The organism is Burkholderia alba (genome assembly GCF_034721475.1).
Taxonomy (GTDB): Bacteria; Pseudomonadota; Gammaproteobacteria; order Burkholderiales; family Burkholderiaceae; genus Burkholderia; species Burkholderia alba.
The window spans coordinates 113771-137386 of record NZ_JAWJWL010000006.1 but is presented as its reverse complement, the minus strand read 5'-3'; the positions used below and the strand labels follow the sequence as shown (position 1 = coordinate 137386).

21 protein-coding genes are annotated in these 23616 nt (G+C 64.1%); 1 reads left to right on the top strand and 20 read right to left on the bottom strand.

The window, feature by feature from the left end; genetic code table 11:
• Nucleotide 1 precedes the first annotated feature (1 nt).
• Both RZR99_RS08605 and hemE read right to left on the bottom strand, forming a co-directional pair.
• The gene (locus tag RZR99_RS08605) at nucleotides 2-2254 is read right to left on the bottom strand and encodes a primosomal protein N' (RefSeq protein WP_323119326.1); all 2253 of its coding nucleotides are present in this window, start codon (nucleotides 2252-2254) and stop codon (nucleotides 2-4) included.
• 420 nt (nucleotides 2255-2674) lie between these two features.
• Entirely contained in the window at nucleotides 2675-3769 is a 1095-nt protein-coding gene (hemE, locus tag RZR99_RS08600) for a uroporphyrinogen decarboxylase (protein WP_323119325.1), read from the bottom strand.
• Nucleotides 3770-3919: 150 nt separating this feature from the next.
• Here hemE and RZR99_RS08595 point away from each other — a divergent pair, with 150 nt between their 5' ends.
• Nucleotides 3920-4696 (top strand): transporter substrate-binding domain-containing protein, encoded by a 777-nt coding sequence (locus tag RZR99_RS08595; protein WP_323119324.1) that lies wholly within the window; start codon nucleotides 3920-3922, stop codon nucleotides 4694-4696.
• A gap of 23 nt (nucleotides 4697-4719) precedes the next feature.
• Here RZR99_RS08595 and RZR99_RS08590 read toward each other — a convergent pair whose 3' ends face one another.
• The 18 genes from RZR99_RS08590 to RZR99_RS08505 all read right to left on the bottom strand — a co-directional run bounded on the left by RZR99_RS08590 (nucleotide 4720) and on the right by RZR99_RS08505 (nucleotide 23616).
• Entirely contained in the window at nucleotides 4720-5157 is a 438-nt protein-coding gene (locus RZR99_RS08590) for a CoA-binding protein (RefSeq protein WP_323119323.1), read from the bottom strand.
• A 475-nt stretch (nucleotides 5158-5632) separates the two neighbouring features.
• Entirely contained in the window at nucleotides 5633-7360 is a 1728-nt protein-coding gene (locus RZR99_RS08585; protein ID WP_323119322.1) for an AMP-binding protein, read from the bottom strand.
• A 158-nt stretch (nucleotides 7361-7518) separates the two neighbouring features.
• A complete protein-coding gene (locus RZR99_RS08580) occupies nucleotides 7519-7944 on the bottom strand; it encodes a F0F1 ATP synthase subunit epsilon (RefSeq protein WP_323119321.1) in 426 nt (141 codons plus the stop codon).
• Nucleotides 7945-8091: 147 nt separating this feature from the next.
• The gene (atpD, locus tag RZR99_RS08575) at nucleotides 8092-9486 is read right to left on the bottom strand and encodes a F0F1 ATP synthase subunit beta (RefSeq protein ID WP_323119320.1); all 1395 of its coding nucleotides are present in this window, start codon (nucleotides 9484-9486) and stop codon (nucleotides 8092-8094) included.
• Between the two features lie 72 nt (nucleotides 9487-9558).
• The gene (gene atpG, locus RZR99_RS08570; protein ID WP_323119319.1) at nucleotides 9559-10434 is read right to left on the bottom strand and encodes a F0F1 ATP synthase subunit gamma; all 876 of its coding nucleotides are present in this window, start codon (nucleotides 10432-10434) and stop codon (nucleotides 9559-9561) included.
• Between the two features lie 71 nt (nucleotides 10435-10505).
• Entirely contained in the window at nucleotides 10506-12047 is a 1542-nt protein-coding gene (gene atpA, locus RZR99_RS08565) for a F0F1 ATP synthase subunit alpha (protein ID WP_323119318.1), read from the bottom strand.
• A 48-nt stretch (nucleotides 12048-12095) separates the two neighbouring features.
• Nucleotides 12096-12635, bottom strand: a complete 540-nt coding sequence (locus tag RZR99_RS08560) for a F0F1 ATP synthase subunit delta (protein ID WP_323119317.1) — start codon at nucleotides 12633-12635, stop codon at nucleotides 12096-12098.
• Between the two features lie 2 nt (nucleotides 12636-12637).
• Complete coding sequence (locus tag RZR99_RS08555) at nucleotides 12638-13108, bottom strand: F0F1 ATP synthase subunit B (protein ID WP_323119316.1); 471 nt, start codon at nucleotides 13106-13108, stop codon at nucleotides 12638-12640.
• Nucleotides 13109-13238: 130 nt separating this feature from the next.
• Nucleotides 13239-13508, bottom strand: coding sequence for a F0F1 ATP synthase subunit C (gene atpE, locus RZR99_RS08550; protein ID WP_025990054.1), 270 nt, complete (start codon nucleotides 13506-13508; stop codon nucleotides 13239-13241).
• 75 nt (nucleotides 13509-13583) lie between these two features.
• Nucleotides 13584-14435: a F0F1 ATP synthase subunit A gene (gene atpB / locus RZR99_RS08545; protein WP_323119315.1), complete on the bottom strand. Its 852-nt coding sequence runs from the start codon at nucleotides 14433-14435 to the stop codon at nucleotides 13584-13586.
• Between the two features lie 115 nt (nucleotides 14436-14550).
• Nucleotides 14551-15078, bottom strand: a complete 528-nt coding sequence (locus tag RZR99_RS08540) for an ATP synthase subunit I (RefSeq protein WP_323119314.1) — start codon at nucleotides 15076-15078, stop codon at nucleotides 14551-14553.
• 277 nt (nucleotides 15079-15355) lie between these two features.
• On the bottom strand, nucleotides 15356-16486 hold the full coding sequence (locus RZR99_RS08535) for an SLC13 family permease (RefSeq protein ID WP_323119313.1): 1131 nt from the start codon (nucleotides 16484-16486) through the stop codon (nucleotides 15356-15358).
• 9 nt (nucleotides 16487-16495) lie between these two features.
• Nucleotides 16496-17383, bottom strand: a complete 888-nt coding sequence (locus tag RZR99_RS08530) for a ParB/RepB/Spo0J family partition protein (protein WP_323119312.1) — start codon at nucleotides 17381-17383, stop codon at nucleotides 16496-16498.
• A gap of 37 nt (nucleotides 17384-17420) precedes the next feature.
• Nucleotides 17421-18191 (bottom strand): ParA family protein, encoded by a 771-nt coding sequence (locus RZR99_RS08525; RefSeq protein WP_323119311.1) that lies wholly within the window; start codon nucleotides 18189-18191, stop codon nucleotides 17421-17423.
• A gap of 53 nt (nucleotides 18192-18244) precedes the next feature.
• Entirely contained in the window at nucleotides 18245-18937 is a 693-nt protein-coding gene (gene rsmG, locus RZR99_RS08520; protein WP_323119310.1) for a 16S rRNA (guanine(527)-N(7))-methyltransferase RsmG, read from the bottom strand.
• On the bottom strand, nucleotides 18934-20913 hold the full coding sequence (gene mnmG / locus RZR99_RS08515; RefSeq protein ID WP_323119309.1) for a tRNA uridine-5-carboxymethylaminomethyl(34) synthesis enzyme MnmG: 1980 nt from the start codon (nucleotides 20911-20913) through the stop codon (nucleotides 18934-18936). The genes rsmG and mnmG overlap by 4 nt, the downstream gene beginning before the upstream one ends.
• 163 nt (nucleotides 20914-21076) lie before the next feature.
• Nucleotides 21077-21832: an ABC transporter ATP-binding protein gene (locus RZR99_RS08510; RefSeq protein WP_323119477.1), complete on the bottom strand. Its 756-nt coding sequence runs from the start codon at nucleotides 21830-21832 to the stop codon at nucleotides 21077-21079.
• Complete coding sequence (locus tag RZR99_RS08505; protein WP_323119308.1) at nucleotides 21832-23616, bottom strand: branched-chain amino acid ABC transporter ATP-binding protein/permease; 1785 nt, start codon at nucleotides 23614-23616, stop codon at nucleotides 21832-21834. Before RZR99_RS08505 ends, RZR99_RS08510 begins: the two co-directional genes overlap by 1 nt.

Below are 23616 nucleotides of genomic sequence, written 5' to 3'. Positions count from 1 at the left end.
GTCAGATATCGAGCGGGTCGACTTCGACGCTCCAGCGCAGCACCCCTTTCAGTTCCCGCAGGGCCGGTTGCCACGCGCGCAGCGTGTGCTGCAGCACGGCTCTCGACGCGCTTTCGAGCAGCAGTTGCGCCCGATGCACGTTCGCGACCTTGACGATCGTCATCGGCACCGCGTCGTACACCGTTACGCGCTCCGCTCCCGGCAAACCCGACAGCACCCCGGCCGCCTGCTGGAGGAAACCCAGCGCGGCATCGAGCGTGCGCGCTTCCGCGCGCAGCAGCGCCTGATAGACGAACGGCGGCAAGTGCGCATCACGACGCTCGCCGAGCGTCGCATTCGCGAAGCCGACGTAGTCGTGGCGCGCGAGCGCGTGATACAGCGCATGGCGCGGATAGCGCGTCTGGATCAGCACCTCGCCCGGCAGCCCCGCGCGGCCGGCCCGGCCGCTCACCTGCATCAGCTGCGCGAACAGCCGCTCGCTCGCGCGAAAGTCGTGCGAAAACAGCGCGGTATCGGCGTTGAGCACGCCGACCAGCGACACGCGCTGGAAATCGTGCCCCTTCGCGATCATCTGCGTGCCGACCAGGATGTCGACCTCACCCGCATGGACGTCCGAAAACAGCGCCTGCGCGCTGCCCTTGCGGCGCGTGCTGTCGGCGTCGATCCGCAAGATCCGTGCACCCGGCACGGCTTCCGCCAGGGTTTCTTCGACGCGCTGAGTACCGCGCCCGAGCGGCGCGATATCGACGTTGCCGCATTCCGGGCACGAACGCGGGATGCGCGCTTCCCAACCGCAGTGATGGCAGCGCAGCGCATGCTCGGGCTTGTGCAGGACGACGTAAGCACTGCAGCGCGGGCAGCCGGCCACCCAGCCGCAGGCATCGCACGCGAGTTGCGGCGCATAGCCCCGGCGATTCAGGAACACGAGGCTCTGCTCGCCGCGTTCGACGCGCGCTTTCAGCGCGGCGACGAGCGGCCCCGACAGCCCGCCCAGCGACGCGCGGCCGCGCCGCCGTTCCTCCTCGAGATCGATCAGGCGCACGGACGGGAGCACCGCGTCGGCCACCGCGCGGCGCGACAGCGTGAGCCGCGTGTAGCGGCCCTGTTCGGCCTGCCACCAGGTCTCGAGCGACGGCGTGGCCGAGCCGAGCACCACCGGAATCGCCAGGTGCTTCGCGCGCCAGACGGCCAGGTCGCGCGCCGAATAGCGCAAACCTTCCTGCTGCTTGTAGGCGGGCTCGTGCTCCTCGTCGACCACGATCAGCGCGAGCGCGGGCAGCGACGCGAGTACCGCGAGCCGCGTGCCGAGCACGATCCGGGCGCGGCCGGTGTGCGCGGCCAGCCAGTGACGGGCGCGCTCGCCCTCGGCGAGACCGCTATGCAGCGTCACGATCGCGCCGTCGGGCAGGCTCGCCGCGAAGCGCGCGCGGAAAGCGGCCTCGAACTGCGGCGTCAGGTTGATTTCGGGCACCAGCACCAGCGCCTGCGCGTCAGGCCGGGCGGACAGCAGCGCCGCCAGCGCATGCAGATACACCTCGGTCTTGCCGCTGCCCGTCACGCCATGCAGCAGGAACGGCGCGAAGCCTTGCGCCGTCGTGATGGCGTCGAGCGCTTCGGCCTGCTGATCGGTAAGCTGCGGCAGCACCGCCGCCGCGGTTGAGTTATCCACAAGTTGTGCACCGGCCGCGGCGGCCGCGATCTCATCGCAAGCAGCCCAGCCGCGCGCCTGCCAGTCGTCGAGCACCGCGGCCGCCTTCGGGTGCAGCGCGCGCACCTCGGCGAGCGACAGCGACACGGTGTCGCCCAGCGCCTGCGCGAGACGGCGCAGCGCGCCCGCGCGAGCCGGCAACGCGTCGGGCAGCGCGGCCCGGCCCGCCGGCAGCAGCCGGTAGCGCAGCTCCGGCGCCAACAGCCGCCCCCAGCGGGATGCGTCGCGAAGGGCTTGAGGCAACGCGGGCAGCGCCACCTCGCCGCGGCCGCGCTGGTAATAGTCGGCGGCGAAAGACACCAGGTCGAGCCAGTGCGGAGACAGCGGCGGCAGCTCGGCGCACACCGATTCGACATCGCGCAGCCGGCTCGCGGGAACGTCGCTGTGAGCGGTCACTTCGCAAACCAGCCCGACCGCCAAGCGCTTGCCGAACGGCACCTGGACGAGCATGCCCGGCACGGGCGGTGCATCCTCCGCGCGATAGCGGTAGTCGAACAGCGTTTGCAGCGGATGGTCGAGTGCGACGCGAACGAATCGATCCGTCATCGGAGTGGGGCCACCGGGCAGCGGCCGAAGGCGCGGGCGAAGTTAAAGTAAAACATCACTTTCGGCGCTAAGTTTTGGATTCTCATTGGGAATCGCGGCGAGCCCGTCCGAGCTGTGGATAACTTTGTTGAGAACTTGCCCCGGATCGGGATGAAACGGCGTCGCGTCCGGCCGGCCGCTGCTTTTTCGAGATTAGGAGCAAGGACCGCAAAGCCTTATCCCGTAAGGCCGCTATCTATTTTCCATCGCCATAGCGAGATGAATTCACCGACGCGCCGCTCTACCGCGCTGCAACGTGCGAAATGTGTATAAGTCAAGCCTTGACAAGCATAAGAGCACCATTGGGCGGGGGGTTGCGCCCTGTTTAGACACCCCGGTGCGCGCCCCGCCCTCCGCGGTGCAGCATGTCCCTATTTGCAATCAGGACACGGCTCCGCTACGGATTGCCCGGCTATGCCGATGCACCTCGTCGACCAGTTCGGCGACGTGGTCGGGCGGCGTGAACTGCGAAATGCCGTGGCCGAGGTTGAACACGTGGCCAGGATGATTGCCGTAGCTGTCGAGCACCACGCGCGCCTCGGCACGGATCGCCGCCGGCGGGGCAAACAGGATCGTGGGGTCAAGGTTGCCTTGCAGCGCCACCCGCCCGGCCACCCGCTCACGCGCCCGGCCCGGATTGACCGTCCAGTCGAGCCCCACGGCGTCGACGCCGGTCTGCGCGATTTCCTCGAGCCACAGGCCACCGCCCTTGGTAAATGTGATGACCGGCACGCGAACGCCGTCGTGCTCGCGCTTGAGCTGCGCCACCACGCGGCGGATGTAGTCGAGCGAGTAGCGCTGGTAAGCGCCGTCGGCCAGCGCGCCGCCCCAGGTATCGAAAATCATCACCGCCTGCGCGCCGGCCTCGATCTGCGCGTTCAGGTACGCCGCCACCGCCTGCGCGTTGATCTCGAGAATCCGGTGCATCAGGTCGGGCCGCGCATAGGCCATCGACTTCACCGTGCGGAAATCGTCCGACCCGCCGCCCTCGACCATGTAGCACGCCAGTGTCCACGGGCTGCCCGAAAAACCGATCAGCGGCACCCGCTGACGGCCTTGCGCGTCCGTCAGCGCGCGACGGATCTCGCGAACCGCGTCGGTCACATAGCCGAGCGTCGCGCCGATATCGGGCACCGCGAGCTTCGCGACGTCGGCCTCGGTGCGCACCGGATGCGCGAACTTCGGCCCCTCGCCGGCAGCGAAATCGAGGCCGAGGCCCATCGCGTCCGGAATCGTCAGGATGTCGGAAAACAGGATCGCCGCATCGAGCGGGAAGCGTTCGAGCGGCTGCAGCGTGACTTCCGTTGCGTAATCGGGATTCTTCGCCAGCCCGAGGAAGCTGCCGGCGCGGGCGCGCGTTGCGTTGTACTCCGGCAGATAACGGCCTGCCTGGCGCATCAGCCAGATCGGGGTGTAGTCGGTCGGCTCGCGCAGCAGCGCGCGCAGGAAGGTGTCGTTGAGCAGGGTATGGGCCACGGTGGAAGCGAACGAAGCGTGAGGCAAAGGGGCATTCTACCGGACACCGCGCGCCGGGCCGCGCCGCCGCCCGCGTTCGGCGGCCATATGACGCGCGAAACGGCTCCGTTATCATCGCAGGCTGAAACAACCCGGCTTTCAAGGAGATCCATGAACAAGACGCTGATCGCACTCGGCACGGCGCTCGCCTGCTGCGCGGGCGCGGCCCATGCCCAAACCGCCGCGCCGTCCCGGCTCGACGAGGTGCTGGCACGCGGCACGCTGCGCGTGTGCACGACGGGCGACTACAAACCCTATTCGTACTACCGGGCGGACGGCACCTTCGAGGGCATCGACATCGACATGGCCGAATCGCTCGCGAAATCGCTGGGCGTCAAAACGGCGTTCGTGAAAAGCACCTGGCCGACCCTGACCGGCGATTTCGTCGCGAAATGCGATATCGCGGTAGGCGGCGTCTCGACGACGCTCGACCGGCAAAAGCGCGTGTTCTTCACCGCGCCGTACGCCACCGACGGCAAAACGCCGATCGTGCGCTGCGCCGACGTCGACAAGTACCAGACGGTCGCGCAGATCGACCGGCCGTCGACGCGGGTGATCGTGAATCCGGGCGGCACCAACGAGCGCTTCGCGAAACAGTCCCTCTCGCACGCGAACCTCACCGTCTATCCCGACAACGTCACGATCTTCAAGGAGATCCTCGCGGGACGCGCGGACGTGATGGTGACCGACGCCTCCGAAACACTGCTGCAGCAGAAGCTGAACCCGGGCCTGTGCTCCGTGCATCCGGACCGCCCGTTCCAGTTCGGCGAAAAGGCGTACATGCTGCCGCGCGGCGACGTGGTGTTCCAGCAGTACGTCGACCAGTGGCTTCACCTGGCGCGCGAGACCGGCGAGTACCGCTCGATCTCGGACAAGTGGCTGAAGTGATCTAGCGTTCGCCCGGCCCGCGCCTATCCGGCGCTCAGTCGCCGATGCTCGATCTTCACGCAGCGGTCCGTCACGACATCGAGCCCCGCCGCCTCGGCCTGCGCGGCGGCCGCATCGTGCCTCACGTCGAGTTGCAGCCACAGAGAGCGGGCGCCGATCGCGATCGCATCGGCGACCACGGACGGCACGTCGGCGGATTTGCGGAACACATCGACCATCCCGATCGCGGCACCCTCGGATGCCAGCGCCGCCTGTGCGTCGGCCAGCGACGCATGGACCGTTTCGCCCAGCACGGTCTCGCCGGCCAGCCGCGGATTGACGGGCACGATCCGGTAGCCGTGCCGCTGCAGGTAGGCGGCCACCTCATGGCTCGGGCGAGATGGCCTGTCCGAAAGGCCGACTACCGCGATCACCTTGTCGCGTTGCAGAATCCTTCTCAGGCTGGTGTCCGTCACGTTCATCCCGGTCCCGATAAATGGATCGCGCCCGATTTTGGGCGCGCTTCGCTACGAGCCTAGCACGTCGCAAAAAGGGGCTCGGCACACCACCGGAAAGACACCCCGAGGAAGCGGTAAAAATGACGTTTTCGACGCGTTGTAAAACAGTAAAAAATCCCGGAGAGCCTTATCTGGCGTGCGTTACAACCTGAAACACTTTGTTACCGCGCAGTATGGGCAATTCGCCCAAAATGCTTCTCACGGTTTCAACACGGATGCGGTCTTTTGTGCCGAGTGTGAGCGGATACAAAGCACGTCGAAAGTCCGTCGGTCTCGTACCGAAGCCCTTCTTAGGGGCATCCTTGTTGGAGTCGTCTTCGGCCCCCGCCGAAGCGTTCCACCCTTGGTCTCCTCGCGCTAACCCCGTAGCGTGTGGTTTTTAGCGGGCTCATAAGCCCGCTTTTTTTCGTCCATAGAAAACGCAACGGGCCCCGCCCGCTCAGGCCGTTCGCGGCACGTTCAGGTGCAGTTCGTCGATCATCCGGTCGCGCATCACGAACTTCTGCACCTTGCCCGTCACGGTCATCGGCAGCTCGTCGACGAACCGCACATAGCGCGGCACCTTGTAGTGCGCGATCTGGCCGCGGCAAAACTCGCGCAATTCCTCCTCGCTCATCGTCTCGCCCGCGCGCAGCACCACCCACGCGCACACTTCCTCGCCGTATTTCGGATCGGGCACGCCGAACACCTGCGCGCTCTGGATCTTGGGGTGCCGGAACAGGAATTCCTCGATCTCGCGCGGGTAGATGTTCTCGCCGCCGCGAATCAGCATGTCCTTCAAGCGGCCGACGATGTTGCAGAACCCCTCTTCGTCGAGCGTGGCGAGATCGCCGGTACGCATCCAGCCGTCGACGATCACCTCCGCGGTCTTCGCCTCCTCGTCCCAATAGCCGCGCATCACCGAATAGCCCTTCGTGCACAGCTCGCCCGTCACGCCGACCGGCACGATCCGACCGAGCGGATCGACGATCTTCGCCTCGAGATGGGGCTGGATGCGGCCGACCGTCGTCGTGCGCTTCTCGAGCGTGTCGGTGGTGGAGCTTTGGAACGATACCGGGCTGGTTTCCGTCATCCCGTACGCGATCGTCACCTCGGCCATGTGCATCCCCGACACGACCCGCTTCATCGTCTCGATCGGACACGGCGAGCCCGCCATGATCCCGGTGCGCAGCGTGCTCAAATCGAAGCGGGCGAATTCAGGGTGATCGAGCTCGGCGATGAACATCGTCGGCACGCCATGCAGCGCGGTGCACTGTTCGTCCGCCACGGCCGCGAGCGTCGCGCCCGGCTCGAACGCTTCGCCGGGGAACACCATCTTCGCGCCGACCGACACGCATGCGAGCACCGCCAGCACCATCCCGAAGCAGTGATACAGCGGCACGGGGATGCACAGCGCGTCCTGCTCGGTGAGTTTCATCACGCTCGCGATCGAGCGCGCGTTGTTGACGACATTGCGGTGCGTGAGGGTCGCGCCCTTCGGGCTGCCGGTCGTGCCGCTCGTGAACTGGATGTTGATCGGCTCGCGCGACGCCAGCGCCGCGCCGAGCGCGTCGAGCCGCGCGGTATCGCGCACGGCGCGTCCGCCCGCCAGCAGATCGGCAAAACTCAGCATGCCGCGCGGCGCGACAGCCGTCATCGACACGATCGTGCGAAGCGCCGGCACACGGGCCGCGCGCAGTTCGCCCGGCGCATGCTCGGCCAGTTCCGGTGCCAGTTCCTCCAGCATCTCGACGTAGGCCGACGATTTGAAGCGCTCCGCCGCGATCAGCAGCGTGCAGCCTACCTTGTTCAGCGCGTACTCGAGTTCCGCGAGCCGGTAGGCCGGGTTGATGTTGACGAGCACCGCGCCGATCCGCGCGGTCGCGAACTGCGTCAGCAGCCACTCCACCCGATTCGGCGACCAGATGCCGACCCGGTAGCCCTTGACGACCCCGCGTTCGACCAGTGCCGCCGCCAGCACGTCGACCTCATCGGCGAATTCCCGCCAGGTCCATCGCACTCCCTGCTCGCGAAATACGACCGCGGGCCGATCGGGAAAACGCTGCGCGGTATCGCGCAGGAACTGCCCGACGGTCGCTTCGCTAAGCGGCACCTCGGTCGAGCCCCGCACATAGGAAAGCCCGTCCCGGGGTGCAATCAGTGCTGCGCCGCGTCCGTCCGCCGTCATGAACCCGTCTCCGTATCGAATCGTCGGTGTCCGATTATTCTGCCATCCACTTACGACAATCTGACATCAAGTCTTACCCGGTACGTGTCCGATGCCAAGTACGCCATAACAAAAAAAAGCAGCCCGAAGGCTGCTTTTTCCCGACCGAAGCGCGAGCTTCAGTGCTTGCTGCGAATCTTCGCGAGACGCTGGATCGCTTCGAGCTGCGCCATGGCGGTCGCGAGTTCCGACTGCGCTTTCGCGAGGTCGAGATCCGACTTCGCGTTCTGCAGCGTTTCTTCCGCGCGCTTTCTCGCTTCCTCGGCTTTCGCCGCGTCGAGATCCTTGCCGCGAATCGCGGTGTCCGCGAGCACCGTCACGGCGCCCGGCTGCACTTCGAGAATGCCGCCCGCGACGAACACGAACTCTTCGGCGCCGCTCTCGACCTCGATGCGCACCGCGCCCGGACGAATCCGCGTGATGAGCGGCGTGTGACCCGGCAGAATACCCAGCTCACCCGTTTCGCCCGGCAGCGCGACGAACTTCGCCTCGCCCGAGAAGATCTGCTCTTCCGCGCTGACGACGTCTACTTTGATGGTTGCCATATCGACTCCTGTCGGCGGGAGTGAGCGCTTCAGCCCTTACTCCCGCCCCATGCCGCAGTTGGCAAGCGTGAGCGCTTCAGCGCTGACTCCTGCCCTGCGGCGGTCGACGGGAGCAAGCGCTTCGGCGCTTACTCCGATCCCGAACCGTTACTGGATCTTCTTGGCCTTTTCGAAGGCTTCGTCGATCGTGCCGACCATGTAGAACGCCTGTTCCGGCAAGTGGTCGCACTCGCCTTCGACGATCATCTTGAAGCCACGGATCGTTTCCTTCAGCGGCACGTACTTGCCCGGCGAGCCCGTGAACACTTCAGCGACGTGGAACGGCTGCGACAGGAAACGCTGGATCTTCCGCGCGCGGGCGACCGACAGCTTGTCTTCCGGCGACAGTTCGTCCATGCCCAGAATCGCGATGATGTCGCGCAGTTCCTTGTAGCGCTGCAGCGTCTGCTGCACGCCGCGCGTGATCGAGTAGTGCTCTTCGCCGATCACGTTCGGGTCGATCTGGCGCGACGTCGAGTCGAGCGGATCCACCGCGGGGTAGATACCGAGCGAAGCGATGTCACGCGACAGCACGACGGTTGCGTCCAAGTGGCCGAAGGTCGTCGCCGGCGACGGGTCGGTCAAGTCATCCGCAGGGACGTACACGGCCTGCACCGACGTGATCGAGCCCTTCTTGGTCGACGTGATGCGTTCCTGCAGCTTGCCCATTTCTTCAGCCAGCGTCGGCTGATAGCCCACGGCCGACGGCATCCGGCCGAGCAGTGCCGACACTTCGGTACCGGCCAGCGTGAAACGGTAGATGTTGTCGACGAAGAACAGCACGTCGAGGCCTTCGTCACGGAAGTGCTCGGCCATCGTCAGGCCGGTCAGCGCAACGCGCAGACGGTTGCCCGGCGGCTCGTTCATCTGGCCGTACACCAGCGCGACCTTGTCGAGAACGTTCGAGTCCTTCATTTCGTGGTAGAAGTCGTTCCCTTCACGGGTCCGCTCGCCCACGCCCGCGAACACGGAGTAACCGCCGTGTTCCTTCGCGATGTTGTTGATGAGCTCCATCATGTTGACGGTCTTGCCCACGCCCGCACCGCCGAACAGACCCACCTTGCCGCCCTTTGCGAACGGGCAGATCAGGTCGATCACCTTGATGCCCGTTTCGAGCAGTTCGGTCGACGGCGACAGTTCGTCGAACGCCGGCGCCTTCTGGTGGATCGAACGGGTGTGTTCGCTGTTGATCGGACCGGCTTCGTCGATCGGGCGGCCGAGCACGTCCATGATCCGACCGAGGGTCGGCTTGCCGACCGGCACCGAGATCGGCTTGTTCGTGTTCTTCACCACCAGGCCGCGGCGCAGGCCGTCGGATGCACCCAGACAGATGGTGCGAACCACGCCGTCGCCCAGCTGCTGCTGGACTTCGAGCGTCAGTTCCGAGCCATCGAGAATGAGCGCGTCGTAAATCTTCGGCATGCTGTCGCGCGGGAATTCCACGTCGATAACGGCGCCGATGCACTGTACGATCTTGCCTTCTACCAAAGCAGTAGTACTCATCGCTTTTCCTTTAAATACCTGATTCTTCACTCGCGCAAAGGCGCTGTTTCGAAGCGTGGGACATCCGCCCGCTTACACCGCGGCGGCGCCGCCGACGATCTCCGACAATTCTTTCGTGATCGCGGCCTGACGGCTCTTGTTGTACACCAGCTGCAGTTCGCTGATCACCGTCTTCGCGTTATCCGACGCGGCCTTCATCGCGACCATCCGCGCCGATTGCTCGGACGCCATGTTTTCCGCGACGGCCTGGTACACCAGCGCCTCGACGTAACGCACGAGCAGCTCGTCCACCACTGCCGGCGCGTCCGGTTCGTAGATGTAATCCCACGACGTGGCCGGCATCTCGTCGGTGTGCTCGAGACGCTCCGACGACAGCGGCAGCAGTTGCTCGATCACCGCTTCCTGCTTCATCGTGTTGACGAAGCGCGTGTACGCGATATAAACGGCCGACAGCTTGCCTTCCGAGTACTGGTCGAGCTGCGTCTTCACCGCGCCGATCAGCTTGTCGAGGTGCGGCGTGTCGCCCAGATGCACGACCTGCGAGATCACCTTCGCGCCGAAACGGTTCAGGAAACCGAGGCCCTTGCTACCGATCGCGGTGGCTTCGAGCGTCTGGCCCTTCTCGTCCAGCTCCTTGAACTTCTGCACCGACGCGCGCAACACGTTCGTGTTCAGACCGCCGCACAGACCCTTGTCGGTCGTGACGAGGATGATGCCCGCGGTCTTGGCTTCGTCGTTCGCCACCATGAACGGGTGGCGGTACTCCGGGTTCGCGCGGCTCATGTGCGCGGCGATCGCGCGGACCTTGTCGGCATACGGACGGGCAGCGCGCATGCGTTCCTGCGCGCGGCGCATCTTCGATGCCGCCACCATCTCCATCGCCTTGGTGATCTTGCGCGTGTTTTGCACGCTCTTGATCTTGCCGCGAATTTCCTTCATTCCAGCCATTGCTTGCTCCTTGACCGAAGCGGTGCGGGCGCTTTACGCGGCCCGCGCCGCTTCAAGGTGTCCCTCGCGGATCAATAGGCACCCGACTTCTTGAAGTCCTTCAGAGCGGCATGCAGCGCGCCGTCGTCGTCCTTCGACAAGTCCTTGGTGTCTTCGATACGCTTGATGAGGTCAGCGTGGCTCGTCTTCAGATATTCGCGCAGGCCCTTCTCGAACGGCAGGACGTCCTTGACGTCGAGGTCGTCGAGATAGCCGTTGTTCGCCGCGAACAGCGACACGGCCAGTTCCCATACCTGCAGCGGCTGATACTGCGGCTGCTTCAGCAGTTCGGTCACGCGGCGGCCGCGCTCGAGCTGCTTGCGGGTGGCTTCGTCGAGATCCGATGCGAACTGCGCGAACGCTGCCAGTTCACGGTACTGCGCGAGGTCGGTACGGATACCGCCCGACAGCTTCTTCACGACCTTCGTCTGGGCGGCACCGCCCACGCGCGACACCGACACGCCGGCGTTGATTGCCGGGCGGATGCCTGCGTTGAACAGGTCGGTTTCCAGGAAGATCTGGCCGTCGGTGATCGAGATCACGTTGGTCGGCACGAACGCGGTCACGTCGCCGGCCTGCGTTTCAATCACGGGCAGCGCCGTCAGCGAACCGCTCTTGCCCTTCACTTCGCCGTTCGTGAACTTCTCGACGTACTCTTCCGACACGCGAGCCGCACGCTCGAGCAGACGTGAGTGCAGATAGAACACGTCGCCCGGGTACGCTTCGCGGCCCGGCGGGCGGCGCAGCAGCAGCGAGATCTGACGGTACGCCCAAGCCTGCTTGGTCAAGTCGTCATAGATGATCAGCGCGTCTTGGCCGCGATCGCGGAAGTATTCGCCCATCGTGCAGCCGGCGTACGGCGCGAGGTATTGCATCGCGGCCGATTCCGACGCCGAAGCGGCGACGACGATCGTGTATTCGAGCGCGCCGGTTTCTTCGAGCTTGCGCACCACGTTCATGATCGACGAAGCCTTCTGGCCGATCGCGACGTAGATACAGATGAGATCCTTGCCCTTCTGGTTGATGATCGCGTCGAGCGCCACCGCGGTCTTGCCGCACTGACGGTCGCCGATGATCAGCTCGCGCTGGCCGCGGCCGATCGGCACCATCGCGTCGATCGACTTGATGCCGGTCTGTACCGGCTGCGACACCGACTTGCGCCAGATCACGCCCGGGGCGATCTTTTCGATCGCGTCGGTCAGCTTCGCGTTGACCGGACCCTTGCCGTCGATCGGGTTGCCGAGCGCGTCGACCACGCGGCCGATCAGCTCCGGACCCACCGGAACTTCGAGAATGCGGCCCGTCGTCTTGACGATGTCGCCTTCCGAGATGTGTTCGTATTCGCCGAGAATCACCGCGCCGACCGAGTCGCGCTCGAGGTTCAGCGCAAGGCCGAACGTGTTGCCCGGGAATTCGAGCATTTCGCCCTGCATCACGTCGGACAGACCGTGGATACGCACGATACCGTCGGTCACGGAGATCACGGTGCCCTGGTTGCGAACGTCTGCGCTCGCTTCAAGGCCCTGGATCCGGCTCTTGATCAGCTCGCTGATCTCAGAGGGATTGAGTTGCATTATTCGCTCCTGATAGTCAATTCTGTTGCGTGCCGGCTGCCTGGGCGCTCAAGCGCTCAAAGCTGTCTGCATGCTGGCGAGCCGCGCGCGGACCGAGGTATCGAGCACTTCGTCACCGACCGTCACGCGCACGCCGCCGATCAGCGACGCATCGATTTCGACCGTCGGTTTCAGTTTGCGCTTGAACTTGTGCTCGAGGCTGGCGAGGAGTTCGGTGAGCTGTGCGCCTTCGAGCGGAAACGCGCTGACGATCTGCACGTCGGCCGCGCCTTCGCGCGCATTCTTCAGCTCGTCGAACTGCGCGGAGATTTCCGGCAGCAGCGCGATACGGTGATTTTCGACCAGCATCTGCACGAAATTCTTCGCTTCCGCGCTGGTCGCGAGCGGCGATTTCACCGCGGCGAGCAGCAGCTCGTTGACCTGCGTGCGGCTCACTTTCGGGCTCGACGCGACGGACAGCACTTCGGGCAGGTGCGCAACCTGAGCCAGCTCTTGCACGAGCGTGGACCAGGCGGCGATATCACCACCCTCGGCCACGCGGAACAGCGCTTCTGCGTAAGGGCGGGCGATGGTTGCAAGTTCGGCCATGATCAGAGCTCGGCTTTCAGTTGATTCAGCAGTTCGGCGTGGGCCGTTTGATCGACTTCGCGCTTCAGGATCTGCTCGGCGCCCTTGACCGCCAGCGAGGCGACTTCGCCGCGCAGCGTTTCACGCGCCTTCACGATTTGCTGATCCGCGTCCGCCTTCGCCTGAGCGATGATGCGGGCGGCTTCGGCATGGGCTTGAGCCTTGATTTCTTCGGCAACCGATTGCGCGCGCTTTTCAGCGTCGGCAATGCGTTGTTGACCGTCGTTGCGGGCCTGCGCGAGTTCCTGGTCGACGCGCTTGTGCGCCGCTGCGAGTTCCGCCTGACCCTTTTCCGCGGCGGAGAGGCCGTCGGCAATTTTCTTCGAGCGCTCGTCGAGGGCGTTGATCAACGGCGGCCACACGAACTTCATCGTGAACCACGCGAGGATCAGGAACACGACCATTTGCGCAAACAGGGTTGCGTTGAGATTCACGGTGTTTCCTTATCTGCTATTCCGGAAAATTGAAACGAGGAGGAGCGCGTCGAAAATGGCTTTCGATTGGCGCTCATCTTCCGTTCCGCCCTGCGCCGGCCAAGCCTGGCGCAATAGTTTCCGAGGAACCTTAGCCTGCGAGCTTCGACAGCAGCGGGTTCGCGAATGCAAACAGCATGGCCACGCCCACGCCAATCAGGAACGCCGCATCGATCAGACCAGCCAGCAGGAACATCTTCGTTTGCAGCGGGTTGATGAGTTCCGGCTGACGCGCGCACGCTTCGATGTACTTGCCGCCCATCAGGCCGATACCGATACAGGCGCCGATTGCACCCAGGCCAATGATGATACCGATACCGATGGCGGTCAGACCCTGGATGTTGGCGATGAAAGCTTGCATGATCACTCCTTTGTGAAAAGACTTGGAACTGGAATTTAAAAAACTAAAAACAAACCTGCTTGATTGTCCGGCCGCTTAGTGCGACTCGTGTGCCTGACCGAGATACACCAGCGTCAGCATCATGAAAATGAACGCTTGCAGCAAAACAATCAGGATGTGGAAGATCGCCCAGATGCTGCCCGCGAGCACGTGGCCGACGAAGCCGAGCACCGACGCGTCCGCGCCGAAGCCCCACATGCTGCCGAGCAGGGCGATCAGCAGGAACAGCAGTTCGCCCGCATACATGTTGCCGAACAGCCGCATGCCGAGCGACACGGTCTTCGCGACGTATTCGACGATGTTCAGCGCGAGGTTCGGAATCCACAGCAGCGGATGCGCGCCGAACGGCGCCGACACGAGTTCATGCGCGAAGCCGCCGACACCCTTGATCTTCACGCTGTAGTAGATCATCAGCACGAACACGCCGAGCGCGATGCCGAGCGTGCCGTTCAGGTCGGCCGTCGGCACGATGCGATGATGCGAAATGATTTGCGACAGACCCAGCCAGCCGATGACGCGGCCCGGCAGGTCGACGGGGAGGAAGTCGAGGGAGTTCATCAGCAGGACCCAGACGAACACGGTCAGGGCCAGCGGAGCGATGAAGGTGCGATTGCCGTGAACGACAGCCTTCGATTGGTCTTCGACCATCTCGACGATCATCTCGATCAGGCACTGGAAACGGCCGGGCACGCCCGACGTTGCCTTGCGGGCCGCGAGATGGAGCACGAAAATCGTGACAAGGCCGCAAACGATCGACCAGAACAGCGTGTCGAGATTCCAGACGTGGATATCGAAAATCGACGTCTGATGCGCGGTGGAGAAGTTCTGCAAGTGGTGCGCAATGTACTCGGACGGATCCAGAGCACGCGTTCCTTCGCTAGCTGCCATAATCGTTAATGCCACCCAAATTGTCGAAAATCGGTCTATCCGTTTCGCCGCAGGAATCTATTGCGGGAACGGGCCTGCGCGGCGACTGGTCGAACTCCGCGCGGCACTTCGATGCCTATCGCCAGGCCAGCGCAATCCAGTACGTCTTCAGCACGAGCAGGTAGGTAATGAGCAGCGGCACCCAATGCACGCCGGGGTACCACACCGCGACCGCCGCGAACATCGCGATCGTCGCGCCCATCTTGAGCACCTCGCCGACCACCCAGCCCGCCACGGTGTCGGCCCCACGTTGCTTCAAACGTGCCGCGAACAATGCACTCGGCACCCAGCCAATCGCTCCGCCCATGAAAGCCGATTGCGCAGCCGCAGCCGGTGACTTCGAGACACACAGCCACCACGCCAGCGTTGCAACCAGGGACAGGACCACTTGCGCGATCACGACCCGGTAGGGTGTGACGCGCGACGGTCGACTCACGCCCGGGCCGAACAGCGTTTCCGCTTCGGCCCGCGTAAGCGGAACGATATTGTTATCTTGTTGCTCGACATCCCAATCGTCGTCGGACGCATGTCGCCCGTCGGCCGCTGGTGCGGTGCGTTGCGCGCGGTGCTTGTCGTGCCCATCAGTCGGCGCCTGACCCGCCATCGCAATCTTCCGCAAAATCCCGTTCCGCCCCAAACTTTCCGAAAGCTTTCAGGGGTGCCTAGCTAACAAATCCGGGCGATTGTAAGCGATAGTTGCAGGTGATTCAAGGCCTTAGACACGACAAAAACTTGCCTGAAACGACGCTTCACCATACGGAAAGACGATGAATCCCGGCCCTCGGCGGCACCCACAGCTGACGGTTGTAAGGTGGGTTCCGCGTTGTCTGTCGAAGGGCCCGGTATGCCGCGTTTTTCAGCGACATTAGGGGGAGTTCGCGTTAGAAATATCGCAGAACGAGGAGGCCCAGTAAGCCGCTCGCGAGCCCGAACGGAATCGATGCGAGATGGAATCGCAGCCACATCCCCTGCGCCTTCGCCAGCCGGATTGCGATCAGGTTCGCGAGCGAGCCGATCGCGAACCCGAAACCGCCGACACTGACGCCGAACGCCAGCGCGCGCCAGTCGCGGGTGAATTCGGACAGCAGGATCGCGGCCGGCACATTGCTGATGCCCTGCGACAGCAGCGCGCCCGCCACGTACACGCGCAGCGGCGTATCGAGGCCGACCGCGGCAACCGTAGCGTGCACGGCGGGCAATGCAGCCGCGCCGCGCAACACCACGAACATCAGCACGAAGATCAGCAGCAGCAGCCAGTCGATCTTCAGCACCGCGTTTCGGCGCAGCGCCAGCAGGATCGCCGCGACGCCCGCCAGGCCCGGCAACGCGTGATGCGCATCGGCCAGCAGCACGAATCCCGCGAACAGCGCCGCCGCCGCCAGCGCCTGCCCCCGCGCCACCGGATGGACGGCGCGATCCGTCGACAGATCGAGCGGACGAGACCGAAACGTACCGAGCGTCACGGCCAGCAGGAGCGCCATCAGTGCAAGCGCGAGCGGCGCGAGCGCGATCACGAAGCGGCCGAACGACACCCCGCTCAATTGCCAGAGGTAGAGATTCTGAGGATTGCCGAGCGGTGTCGCGACCGCGCCGGCATTGACGGAGATCGCGACGTAGATCACGAGACGCCTGAACGGCAGCGGCGTCAGCGCGCGCAGCGAAACGATCAGCGGAATCACGACAAACAGCGCCACATCGTTCGTCAGCCACATCGACAACACGGCCGAGAACACCACCAGCAGCACCGCGAGCGCCCGCTCCGAATGCACATGCCGCACGATCCGGTGCGCCAGCCACATCAGGAATCCTGACAATTCCAGGGCCTTGGTCACCATCAGCAGGCCGGCCAGCGTGGCGACGGTCTGCCAGTCGACCTGTTGCAGCAGCGCCGGCGCCGACTGCGGCTGCACGATCTGCAGCGCGATGAGCGCCACCGCGAGAACCGACAGCACGGGCTCCCGCGCGACGAATCCGATGAAGCGGCCGAGCACCCGCGCGATCGACCCCGTCATGCCGCCGGATCAGGCCGCGACATTGCCGCGCAAGCGCACGAGAATCCCTTCGAGGGCGTCGAGATCGCCGAAATCGATCGTGACCTGTCCGCGGCCGCGGCGACCCAGCTTGATCTTCACATTCGATGCCAGCAGGTCGGACAACTCCTCTTCGAGACGACGCGTATCGCGGCCGCCATCATCCTTCGCGCGCGCCTTGACCGCCGGCTCGGCCTTCGTGGTGTGCGTGACAAGCTTCTCGGTTTCGCGCACCGACATCCGCTTGTTGACGACCTGGTGCGCCAGCGTGATTTGCGTCGCGGCATCGACGGCCAGCAGCGCACGCGCATGCCCCATGTCGAGATCGCCCGCGAGCAGCATCGTTTGCACCGGTGCGGCGAGATTCAGCAGACGCAGCAGGTTCGACACCGCGCTGCGCGACCGGCCAACCGACTCCGCCGCCTGTTCGTGGGTAAAACCGAACTCGTCGAGCAAACGCTGGATACCGTGCGCCTCTTCGAGCGGGTTCAGATCCTCGCGCTGGATGTTCTCGATCAGCGCCATCGCGGCCGCGGCCTGGTCGGACACGTCCTTCACCAGCACCGGCACTTCTTCGAGACCCGCGAGACGCGCGGCACGGAAGCGACGCTCGCCGGCAATGATTTCATATTTGTCTGATGAAATCGGACGTACCAGAATCGGCTGCATCACGCCTTGCGCACGAATGCTCGCGGCCAGTTCCTGCAGGCTGCCCTCGTCCATTCGGGTACGCGGCTGATATTTGCCGGCCTGCAATTTGCCGAGCGCCAGCACGTTCGGCGAACCTTCGATCTTGACCGCTTCGGTGATGTCCGCAGTCCCGCCAAGCAACGCTTCCAGACCGCGCCCCAATCCTTTCTTCTTTGCTACCGCATTCATCTCGTGTTCCTCGCTTCGCTTGCCCGGGTCGCCGCGCTCACAGCGCGCGCACCCGCTCGATCATTTCCGCGCCGAATTGAATGTAGGCCTGCGCGCCGCGCGAGCCCCGATCGAACACCACGCCGGGTAGCCCGTAGCTGGGTGCCTCGGCCAAACGCACGTTACGCGGAATCACCGCGTCGAACACCTTGTCGCCGAAATGCGCCTTGAGCTGGTCGGACACCTGCTGCTGCAGCGTGATGCGCGGATCGAACATCACCCGCAGCAAGCCGATCACCTTCAGATCGCGATTCAGGTTCGCATGCACCTGCTTGATCGTGTTGACGAGGTCGGACAGCCCTTCCAGCGCGAAGTATTCGCACTGCATCGGGATCACCACACCGTGCGCCGCGCACAGACCGTTCAGCGTCAGCAGCGACAACGCCGGCGGACAGTCGATCAGCACGAAATCGTAGTCGCCTTCGACTTTCTCGAGCGCCGCCTTCAGCTGGCGCTCGCGATTCTCCATGCTCACCAGTTCGATTTCAGCACCGGCCAGCTCGCGGTTCGCGGGCAGTACGTCGTACTTCACCGCCTCCGAGCGCACGCGCGCATTCTCGACCGTCACGCCGTCGACAAGTACCTCGTAGACCGTCGATTCGCATTCGGCCTTGTCGATGCCGCTGCCCATCGTGGCATTGCCCTGCGGATCCAGGTCGATCAGCAGCACACGTTGGCCCTGCGCTGCCAGGCTTGCGGCGAGATTGACCGTCGTCGTCGTCTTACCGACGCCACCCTTCTGGTTCGCCACGCAGAAGATTTTTGCCATCGTTGGTGTGTCCTTCTTTCCTCAAACAGTCCGGGCGCCACACGGCGCGCCGGTTACATTGCTTCGTCGAGCCTGACTTCGATCAGGTGCCGCTCTGCATTGAGCGAAGGCACCGTCAGCCGAATCACCTGTTCGACGCGCGCGCCCTCGGGCAAACGCTCGATCTCACCTTCCGGGCGCACACCCTTCATCGCCCAGATCGAACCGCCCGGCGCCACGAGGTGCCGGGCAAGTGTAACGAAGTCGGCGAGATCCGCGAATGCTCGCGACACGATTAAATCGAATTTTCCGGGAACGTCCTTACCCGGCTGCAGCGATTCCACCCTGCCCGTTACGACCGACAGGTTGCCGAGCTTCATTTCGACCTTGGTCTGGGTCTGAAATGCCGATTTCTTGTGAACGATATCGTTCAACGTGACTTGCCACTCGGGTTCGACGATGGCCAGCACAATGCCGGGCAAGCCGCCGCCCGAGCCGACATCCAGCACGGACGATGACGCACCGCGCTGGCTCAGATGAGGGAGGATCGATAAGGAATCGAGGATATGCTGGACCAGCATTTGCCGCGGATCGCGAATCGCGGTGAGGTTATACACCGTGTTCCATTTCGCAAGCAGCACAACATAGTCCAGCAATTGGCGATGCTGCATGTCGGTCAGCGCAACACCCAGCGCCTGCGCGCCGTCCGAGAGCAGCGCCGCCAGCGTTTCCCGGCTGGCGTTCGGGGACTGATGCCGCGCCGTCATTGCTGCGTCGGGACGTTACTGCCCCCCACATCGGCGCTCGATGCGGCGGCGGCAGTACTCGCACTGCCGCGACGGCCCAGCCCGCGCTTCAGGTGCACCATCAGCAGCGAGATCGCCGCCGGGGTGATGCCGGAAATTCGGGATGCCTGGCCGATCGTTTCCGGTCGGAACTGATTCAACTTCTGGCTGGCTTCGAACGACAAACCCCGTACCTCCGTGTAATCGAGCCCCTCGGGCAAACGCGTGTTCTCGTGCGCACCGTTGCGTTCGATCTCACCGGCCTGACGTTCGATATAGCCCTGATATTTGACGCCGATTTCGATCTGCTCGTTGATCTGCGCGAGCAACACCGGATCGTCGGCCAGCAATTCGTCCGGGCCGCACTCGCCCCCCCGCAGGCCGCAGACGCCTTCATAGCTCACACCGGGACGACGAAGCAGTTCAGCCAGGCTGTATTCGTGGTCGATCGGCTTGCCGAGCAACGCAATCGCTTCGTCCGCAGGCAGGGTTTTGGGGTTCACCCACGTCGTGCGGAGTCGTTCTGTTTCACGTGAAACAGCATCGCGCTTCCGACTGAACGCGTCCCAGCGGGCATCATCGACGACCCCCAACTCGCGCCCTATTTCGGTCAGGCGCATATCCGCATTGTCCTCACGCAAGCTCAGCCGGTATTCCGCGCGACTCGTGAACATCCGGTACGGCTCGGAAACCCCACGCGTCACCAGATCGTCGACCAGCACGCCCAGGTAAGCCTGATCTCGGCGCGGACACCACGCGTCTTTTTCCTGAACGTAGCGACCGGCATTGATGCCGGCCAACAGCCCTTGCGCCGCGGCCTCTTCGTAGCCGGTCGTCCCATTGATCTGACCCGCAAAGAACAGGCCATTGATCACCTTGGTCTCCAGCGATGCCTTGAGCCCGCGCGGATCGAAGTAGTCGTACTCGATCGCGTAGCCCGGACGCAGGATATGTGCCTGTTCGAGCCCCCGCATCGAGTGCACGAGGTCGAGTTGCACGTCGAATGGCAGGCTCGTCGAGATCCCGTTCGGATAGAACTCGTTAGTCGTCAGCCCTTCAGGCTCCAGGAAGATCTGGTGTGAATCCTTCGATGCGAAACGATGAATCTTGTCTTCGATCGACGGGCAGTAACGCGGCCCGACACCTTCGATCACGCCGGTATACATCGGCGAACGATCGAGGCCGCTGCGGATAATGTCGTGCGTCCGCTCATTCGTATGCGTGACCCAGCACGGCATTTGCTGCGGATGCTGCTCGGCCCGACCCAGGAAGGAGAACACCGGAACAGGATCCAGATCGCCGGGCTGCTCCTCGAGCTTCGAAAAATCGATCGTCCGGCCGTCAATACGGGGCGGCGTACCGGTCTTCAGCCGCCCTTGCGGCAGCTTCAACTCCTTCAAACGCGCCGACAACGACACCGCAGCCGGATCACCCGCACGGCCGCCCGTGTAGTTATTCAAACCCACGTGGATCTTGCCGTCCAGGAACGTACCCGCCGTCAGCACCACAGCGCGCGACAGGAAGCGAATGCCGATCTGCGTGACCGCACCGACAACACGGTCCCCTTCGACGATCAGATCGTCGACGGCTTGCTGGAACAGCCAGAGATTCGGTTGATTCTCCAGACGATGTCGGATCGCCTGCTTGTACAGCAGACGGTCGGCTTGCGCCCGCGTGGCGCGGACAGCCGGCCCTTTCGACGAGTTCAGGATACGGAACTGGATACCGCCTTCGTCGGTGGCTGCCGCCATTGCCCCGCCCAGGGCATCGACCTCCTTGACCAGATGGCCCTTGCCAATCCCGCCGATCGACGGATTGCAGCTCATCTGCCCGAGGGTTTCGATATTGTGTGTCAGCAGCAGCGTCTTGGCGCCCATGCGCGCGGACGCCAAAGCGGCTTCCGTGCCGGCATGACCTCCGCCGACGACGATTACGTCAAATTCAGTGGGATAAAGCATTGCGGACTTCGCACGCAGGACCGCGCACGAACCTATCAGAGAAATGTGTGAGCGAATTATAGCGGGTTCGCTTTTGACCCGAATCTCATCCGAATGGCCGGCAAACAAAAACGGCGTGTTTCACGTGAAACACGCCGCCTTTTTCCAACACTTTGCTCGCTGCCTAGGCCGTCTTCTTCGTCAGGCCGAGATAGGTTTCGATCACCTGCGGGTTCTGCGCCAACTCTTTCGCCGGTCCTTCCAGCGCGAACTCACCGGTTTCAAGCACATAGCCGTAATCGGAGATTTGCAACGCGGCACGCGCGTTCTGCTCGATCAGGAGTGTCGCAACCCCCGTCCCGCGCAACGCGCTGATGATATGGAAGATTTCCTTCACGATCAGCGGTGCCAGCCCGAGGCTCGGTTCATCGAGCATCAGCAAATCGGGCTTGCCCATCAGCGCCCGCCCCACCGCTAGCATCTGCCGTTCGCCACCCGACAACGTCCCCGCCGCCTGCTTGCGTCGCTCCTTCAAGCGCGGAAATAGCGCAAATACGGGATCAAGTTGATCGAGAAAATTCGCCTCGCCCGCCCGCTTGCGCCGATACGCACCCAGCACGAGGTTGTCTTCGACCGTCATCGTACTGAACAGCTCTCGCTTCTCAGGAACCAGGCACATCCCGCCCGCCACCCGCTGCTCGACCGGCAGCATGACGACATCCTGCCCTTGGTACAGCACCACGCCACGTGCGTGACCGATCACCGGCAGCGCACCCATGATCGCATTGAGCAGCGTCGATTTACCGGCGCCATTCGGGCCGATCACGCTGACGATCTGCCCCGCGCCCACCCGAATCGCGGCCCCATGCAGCGCTTCGACCTTGCCATACCTCACCGACAGATCCCGCACCTCGAGAATCGGCGCCGTTGCCTGCGTCATCATTCCACCCCGCCGAGATAGGCTTCGAGCACCGCCGGATCCTGCTGGACCTCCTGCGGCAATCCTTCCGCGATGCGTGTTCCGAACTCCATCACGACCAGCCGATCGGTGAGGTTCATCACGAAATCCATGTCGTGCTCAACCAGCAGCACGCTCATTCCCTCCGACTTCAGCTTGCGAAGCAGATCGGCCAGCTGCAGCTTCTCCTGGTAGCGCAGGCCCGCAGCCGGCTCGTCGAGCAGCAGCAAGGTCGGATCGCAGCATAGCGCCCGGGCGATTTCCAGGATTCGCTGCTGGCCGAGCGCCAGGCTGCCGGCCTCATCATCCATGTGCTGCTCCAGTCCGACGCGCCGAATCTGCCGGGCCGCTTCCGCCATCAGACGGGCCTCCTCCGCGCCGTTCAGCCGAGCAATGCTGCGCCACACCCCCGTCGAGCCGCGCAAATGCGCACCGATCGCGACGTTCTCCAGCACCGTCATCGTCGGCAGCAGCTTCACGTGCTGAAACGTCCGGCCGATACCGCGTTTCACGATTTCACGTGAAGTGAGCGCATCGATCCGTTCGCCGCGGAACGTGATCGAGCCGCTGGTGGCCTGCAGCACGCCCGTCACGAGATTGAAGGTCGTCGATTTTCCCGCGCCGTTCGGGCCGATCAGGCCGATGATCTGCCCGGCCTTCACCTCGAAGCTGACATCGTTCACCGCCACGAGGCCGCCGAACTGCTTGCGCGCCCGGTCGACCGCGAGCAGCGTCTCGCCGGCTTGCGGTCTGGGTCGTTGCGGCAGCGGCTCCGCGTGGTCAGGCACCCGCGCATGCGGAGCGCGCGGAAACAGCCTGGCCACGAACGGCCACACACCCTGTCGCGCGTATTGCAGCAGCAGCACCATCAGCACGCCGAACACGATGATTTCGAAATTGCCGTCCTCACCGAGCAACTTGGGCAGCAGAGTCTGCAGATAGTCTTGCAACACGGTGAGAATCGCCGCGCCGAGCACCGCCCCCCACACATGCGCGACACCACCGACCACCGCCATGAACAGGAATTCGATACCGTGGTTCAGGCCGAACGGCGTCGGGTTCACCGCCCGCTGCAGGTGCGCGTAGAGGAAGCCCGAAATCGCCGCGAGCACGGCTGCGTAGACGAAGATCACGACCCGCATCCACGCGGTGTTCACCCCCATCGCCTCGGCCATCACGCCGCCGCCGCGCAGCGCACGGATCGCCCGGCCCGGCCGGCTGTTCAACAGGTTCTGGACCGACACCACCGCCGCCAGCACCACCGCCCAGATCAGGAAATAGAGGCTTCGGCCGCTGTCCAGCACCAGGCCGAACACGCTCAGCGCGGGAATACCGTTGATGCCGTCGTATTTGCCGAGCATCTCCAAATTGCCGAACAGGAAAAATAGCGCGAGCCCCCACGCGATCGTCCCGAGCGGCAGGAAGTGCCCCGACAGCCGCATCGTCACCGCGCCGAGTACCAGTGCGATCAACGCCGTCAGCACGACGCCGGCGATCAGCCCGAGCCACGGCGACGCGCCGCAGACCGTCGTCAGATACGCGGTCGCATAGGCCCCGATACCGACGAATGCCGCCTGCCCGAAGCTCGTCATTCCGCCGACACCCGTCAGCAGCACGAGCCCGATCGCGACGATCGAATACAGCCCGATGTAGTTCAGGAGCGTGATCCAGTACTCGGGGACACGGACCGCGCCGGGCAGCACCGGCAGCGCGAACAGCACCACCAGGAAGAGCCAGAACGCCTTATTCCGAAAAATCGTTTTCAT